The sequence below is a fragment of the Natrarchaeobius versutus genome (assembly GCF_041205745.1).
GTDB classification, from domain to species: domain Archaea; phylum Halobacteriota; class Halobacteria; order Halobacteriales; family Natrialbaceae; genus Natrarchaeobius; species Natrarchaeobius versutus.
In genome coordinates, this window is the sequence record NZ_JBGFCC010000007.1 from 319,535 (window position 1) to 325,554 (window position 6,020).

Sequence of the window (6,020 nt, forward strand, 5' to 3'; positions counted from 1 at the left end):
GGTACATATTATTCAGAATTCTGGCGGGAGTATAATATTATTATTAGCAGGCGGTGCTTTAGCAGGGTATTCTTTGTTACTACAATCCACTACTGGAAAAGAGTGCCACCAGAATAGCAATCAGTGCGAGGATGAATGAGATGAATCCAAGGGCAATAGTGATATTTCTAGTAAATACTACCTGCTGGAGTTTCTCACGCTCTTCCTTCATCTGATCTATTTCCTCTTTCAACTGCGAAATTGCGCCTTGCATCCTCAAATCCGGTAAATAATCTTGAATATGTTCCTTCCCCTGGTAGGACCCCTCATATGGATCAGTTGGGGCGAGGAGTTTTCGGGTTTCTAATGTAGCATATTTGTCTCCACGACCCAATTGAACTTTTCCGTCAGATGTGTTAAATAGAAGACAGAACAATCGACCCTCAAAACCAGGATCGATCTGAGGTCCATTTGACAATATAACTCCTTGACAGAATAGACCAACTGTTAGATCAAATCGACCAGCGATATCTCGAGGAAAAGAGACGGTTTCTTTACTCATTACAATTGCATAATCGTAAGGTTCGATAGTGATATATGGGTCATAAGTATCGAGTTGTTGTATTTCTCCACTATGATAGTATTCATCCCCCACACTCAGGTCATAGGAAGCATGAGATACTGAATCCATATCAGCATTCTTTTTTATCAATGTGCCACAGTTAATCAAACTCTCAATATATTCTCGTGGAAGGATGCCAGAGCGGTCACAATACTTCCATAAAATTCTGATAGTATCAATGGTATCGTCGATTTTTCGATTCTGAAGTTGGTAAATAAATTTTCTTTTAAATTTGCGGTCGCCGTCACGTCTCCTGGACTCTTCTGCATCGACATCCCCATCCCTATTTTCTAATCTCGAGTTGAGTTCCTCGTCAGAAGAGTCGATAAAGATCGAGAGAAACCGTTCTTCTTCAATATATTCATTTTCAATTATACATTCAACGGCTGATTCAGCAGTGATTACAAGGATTGGATTATCACCACTATTTAAAACAGAATTATACTCTGATTTTCTAATACCATAGTACTCATTTCGGTATTCTGCCCAGATAAGTAGTTCATCATCTTCCTTTAACTTTTCATAATCAGATTTGTCAATATATTCATAGCGACCGTTTCGGTCATCAGATCTCTTATCCCGCGTAGTGACTGACTGAACAATCTGGAAATCATAATGATCACTCAGCTTGTTAGATACTGTAGACTTGCCTACTCCAGAGGGACCAGAGAGGATGATAGATTCAGCTTTCATCGTTTTTCCTGAATAAACTGATACGCTCTTGATTCAGGGAGGTCCACTTGATATTGTGTGAGCGTCTATTAGAAGGAATCACCCGCATGTAATCTTCAATACGAGACATTTCATTTCGGTTTTCGATATCAGTCAGTACTTTTGAGACGATTTCCTTCCGTTCATCTTCGTCATCGTCTATTTCAGGCAATACATAGCAAAGGTACCCACCTTCAGCCACTTTGCTCACAATGTTTTCGTTTGCTTCGTACATCATCTCTAAATACTCTCTATTAGATGATCCCCGGCTTCTTTTTCTGCGAGCACCGATTTCAGTATTCATATCGTTGTTGAATCGATCGCTTAGACCAACTTTTTCACCCAACCAATAGTAAGACAATCTCTGGGCAGCGACATAATCGGTCATCTCTGGGTACGGTGGAGACGTAACCACTAAATCAACGCTTTCGTCAACAATATCAGTAAACTCTCGTACATCTGTGTGGAAGATAGTCTGCGAGTCCCGAATACTTGAATATATTTCATCATAGTAATCGCCTGCGGTCGCAAGGTGATCATCAATGTCTCGAAGAAGAACCTGTAACTTACTGCTCACCCCAGAGAGCGCGCGTTTGTCCATAATTTGCTCCTCTTTCGGATGCATATTATCTGCGACACAACCCCATCCTCGATTCTGACTACAATGCGACTTCAGGGCATCCGAGATAGCAATTCTCAGAGCCGCCTTTTCGAATCGGTTTTCATTTGCAGCCTCTAGTTGGAAGAGGAAACAGAATTTCTGGAAATCGGGTTCAGAGTACCAGGGACGGAGTTCATCGAGGAGAATTTCATCGGAAACCTCGGTCGAATAATCTACCCCATCCGAGTATTCGTCGAACTTCTCTTCCAGACTATGAAGGACTTTCTGATGATCGCAGTCCGGGTCGAACAACGTTGAGAGGTTCTCTGTATAATCTACAGCCACTTTACAGATATCTGTCCCAATTGGCTTTCGATTAAGTGATAATGCTTGGAAGTATGTAGTCCCGATCCCACTAAAAGGGTCGTAGACAGTTGCACCTGGAGAGGTTAAAATCTCAATCAGAGTGAACGGTATTTCGGGGACAAATGTCGCGGGGTACCAGTGATATTTCCTAGCATTAAACGGCTTTAGCTCCGTCTCTGATAGAGCGGGACCAGGATGGAAACTCCAATCAATATTGGAGAGAGCTGCTTTCGCTTGTTTCACATCATCAACAACAGATTCCGACCCATTACTCATCCTTAGATTCACCATATGTTTCAAGCGTCATTACTTTTATCCCAGTGTTGATTTCATCGGCTAGAGATTGAACGAATTCAGTTATCTGTGTTTCCAATCGCACTCGTTTTTCCCGTGGTAGCTCTTCGATATCGTGTATAGTGAGATTATTATTGGCGGCGAATACACCAATTAGTACCCTCTGACTCGAGTCTCCAACCTCTTTTGCTTCTCCGGTGGGGAGCTGGAGGTTTACCGTTCGTCGAGTTTTATCAACATCTCGAATAGGATGGAATCTGGTCTGAATTCTTAAACTCCAAAGATCGTCGGGTAATTTTGCGGAAAGTTCCCGCGACTTCTCTAATCGCCAATCGAGATTGTTAAATTTGTCAAATAGTCGATCTAAACTCTCAAGTTCGCCAGTTATGGAAAGGATGGAGAGACAACCGTATAACTCTCCAACCATTAACCTTGAAATCGTATCTTGGATGGAATAAGACTCGACGCCAATTCGGTACACTTTGAGCATGTCGCCCTCCCTCTCTAATAAAAATTGTCTGTTGGACTCCAGAAGGGCATATCCACGCTCATGCTTCTCGATCTCCACACTTTCATTTAAGGATATCTTATTATCTTCAAAAGAATTGGTGACGAATTCTGGAACACTTTTTGGAATTCCACTCAAACCTTCGTCCTGGAATTCAAACTGGTAAATAGGTAAATCATCCTTCTCATAATTAGGACGTTGTCTGAGAGAATCTATAAGTTCTCGATCGACTTTATTCCAGGTCAGAGTGTAATCTTGACGCTTAGCGAATGCAACAGTCTCTGTGAGCATACATTTACCAGAGAACTCCCCGGGATTCAGTAACAGATATTTATATAACTTCTCACGTACTTTCCACCATTTCTTGACAAGATGAATCTTTTCTGATGGGACTACTTTTTTACCATCTTCAATATAAAGGGCCTTGGCTAATTGAAGGGGGGTTTCTGTGTCATTAGTGAGACCAATATGGTATGCTAGTCTGAACACGTTGTCAATATTGTCCAAATCCATATCGGAACTAATTAGTGGACCGAGCTTCCCATCCCCATTGATCAATGATCCGACATCTTCCAAAGCCTCGTTAGTGAGGAGTGTATTGAGTTTTGGCGTCCTGCCAACGTAGACTGGATCGGTACTGGCCATGTTATATTCATAACTTGAATCGGCCTCATCTCCTTCCTCCGGCTCGATAGGTTCCGTAATACCAGGACGAATTGCCGCAAAGAAATCACCCTCGTGCTTGAAGCCCTCTTTTTCCTCTATATATTGAACTGAGTGGCCGAACGCAGAGGTCTTAAAATCATGAAACAACGCGCCCACTAAAAAATTCCTTTTCTGTTCCGGTGTTATTTTATCGAGTGCGGGCCAGTTCTTCAAGCATTCTTTCGCCAAGTAATATGTCCCAAGAGCGTGTTCGAAACGATCAATATTCGCCCCACCAGGTAAAAATAGGGAATTAATATTACAAAGCCGTACCTCTCGTAATCTCTGTAGTTCTGGACTGGTATAATAATCCCAAAAATCTTCGTTGATCTCGCTCTCCCAGGGCCAATCATCTAATCGGATTTGACCGTAGAGCGTGTCATATGAATACCGGGAGTTATTGGTGATCTTCATTGGAGTTTTTCGGCTATTGATTCCGCACAAAGTAACCCAGAACTAAATGCTTGTAGGATACCTCGAAATTGGCCTGTCCCTTCACCAATTATATACATACTATCACTGACCTCAAAATTCCGATTTACCTCGAACTCAAAACCTGGATAGTAAAGCCCGGGCGCATAAACGTTCACTTCGGAATGACGCTTCTCGGGAATCACTTCATCCACAAACTTAATAACATTTTGGCGAAGTTCCTCCGCGTATTTCTCCGGGAACAGGTTGTTAATATCCCCTGGCTTCCAGTAGTTGATGGAAGATTCGTCACGTGTCATGATATCTTTGTTCGCGTTTCCAACATATGAGGTATAGCTTTCTCTGATTGGAATTCCACTCGTTGCCTCTAAATAGTTTTCTCGAATCACGGAATATATGCGATCATTGTCCTTTGAAGAAGGGAGCCTCAACCTGAGTCCAAGATTCGTAAAGTCTGTTAGATTCGTTCGGTCAACATGGCCGTCTAGAAGCGACATACTATCATGAAAATAAGGTGCTAATTGACCCCCTTTACAGACGCAAAAAGTCCTACAGTTTCCGCGGTGTAACTTAAGGTCCTTATGACCCTGATCTATTTCCGGAAACACATCCCTGGGGAACTCAAGTCGAACGCCCATCTCGAGTTTACTAGGCTTCGTCTGAATATCGAACTGACGTTGTAAGTTTTCAAGTAGGACATCACCAGAAAGACCGACACCAAGGATTATATTGTTACAAACGCATTTCTCTTCTTCCCCTCTGCTGTTAGTAGTATAAAGCGTAAAATGATCTTCAGTTTCTTCGATTCGCACAACTTTAGTATTGAAATGAAATGAGGTTCTAGCAGACTCAAGGTCTTTACACATTTCACAATATGCCTGTCGGATTTTCTCCTCTGATTCAATCATGACATGGGCGTCATAATAATTCAGATCAAAGCCATTATCTTCGAATCGTAATCGGTGGGCCTCAATCTCTTCAGGTGAAATGGTAGGTTCCGCAATGGCGAGATAATCATTGAAAAATGCAAGAGCTTCTGTAATTGTTCTTTCAACATCATTTGTATCCTCCGTTATGTCAATTAGTGAATCTCCTGCGGGTAATGTGCTTAATTTTCCTCCAGAGAGTAGGGACGAACCGCCAAATCCGGTTAAAATATGGCAACCAGTACGCCTAATACAGCCTGCATCATTCAATACTGCACAGTTCTTCTCTTCTGGGCGTGGCCCGAGGTCAAAACAAGCGATATCAAAGTCCGTATCCTGTTCTAATAATCGATGAACCACACCAATTCCAGCGGGTCCAAGACCGACAATCGCTACGTCCGTCTGTTGAGGGGTCATGGACGTTCTCATTTCTGAACGTATATCCTTCTTACTTAACTCTTTTTCGAGAAAATACGTTGACGCAATTGCTTCAATATTATATACAGTGGTCTCCTTCCTTCTTAGTTTCTGCGCCAAAGGCTATTCCGAAGACACCATTATTTCGCCTGGTTCAACTGGAGATCTGCTGCACGGAGGTGGGAGCGGGGTGGTGTAATTTTTTGGTTCTGTCCCCTTGGGGACACCCCCCAAGGGGGCGTTCGCGCGCAGCGCGAACCGACCCCGCATGCGGTCCGGCGCGATCGCGCCGGAGAGCCCCCGCTCGAGGAGCGAACTACAACCAAAATTGAACAGTAACGATTACAGTACAACCTGGTTTGTCGAAATGAACCGTCAGAACAGTGTTGCCACTACCGAGGCTGGTTCAGCGATCGGCGACAGCGCCGACGTATCCGGTCTCGGTTCCGCCGCCTGGCG

Annotated in this window: 4 protein-coding genes; all 4 read right to left on the minus strand. The window is 43.2% G+C overall.

From position 1 onward, the window contains the following. Positions 1–79 precede the first annotated feature (79 nt). From AB7C87_RS17135 to AB7C87_RS17150, 4 genes are read right to left on the minus strand one after another with little or no spacing between them, the layout of a single operon-like run. The gene (locus AB7C87_RS17135) at positions 80–1,294 is read right to left on the minus strand and encodes a dCTP deaminase domain-containing protein (protein ID WP_369730713.1); all 1,215 of its coding nucleotides are present in this window, start codon (positions 1,292–1,294) and stop codon (positions 80–82) included. Beyond that, positions 1,284–2,555 carry a DNA methyltransferase gene (locus AB7C87_RS17140; protein ID WP_369730714.1) on the minus strand — a complete coding sequence of 424 codons (1,272 nt, stop codon included), beginning with the start codon at positions 2,553–2,555 and terminating at the stop codon, positions 1,284–1,286. The genes AB7C87_RS17135 and AB7C87_RS17140 overlap by 11 nt, the downstream gene beginning before the upstream one ends. Then, positions 2,548–4,200 (minus strand): hypothetical protein, encoded by a 1,653-nt coding sequence (locus AB7C87_RS17145; RefSeq protein WP_369730715.1) that lies wholly within the window; start codon positions 4,198–4,200, stop codon positions 2,548–2,550. The genes AB7C87_RS17140 and AB7C87_RS17145 overlap by 8 nt, the downstream gene beginning before the upstream one ends. Then, positions 4,197–5,681: a hypothetical protein gene (locus AB7C87_RS17150; RefSeq protein WP_369730716.1), complete on the minus strand. Its 1,485-nt coding sequence runs from the start codon at positions 5,679–5,681 to the stop codon at positions 4,197–4,199. The genes AB7C87_RS17145 and AB7C87_RS17150 overlap by 4 nt, the downstream gene beginning before the upstream one ends. Positions 5,682–6,020 lie beyond the last annotated feature (339 nt).

Bases quoted from the DNA above. Each gene is read 5' to 3' on its own strand.
- AB7C87_RS17135 (WP_369730713.1), bottom strand. From the start codon at position 1,294: ATGAAAGCTGAATCTATCATCCTCTCTGGTCCCTCTGGAGTAGGCAAG.
- AB7C87_RS17140 (WP_369730714.1), bottom strand. From the start codon at position 2,555: ATGAGTAATGGGTCGGAATCTGTTGTTGATGATGTGAAACAAGCGAAA.
- AB7C87_RS17145 (WP_369730715.1), bottom strand. From the start codon at position 4,200: ATGAAGATCACCAATAACTCCCGGTATTCATATGACACGCTCTACGGT.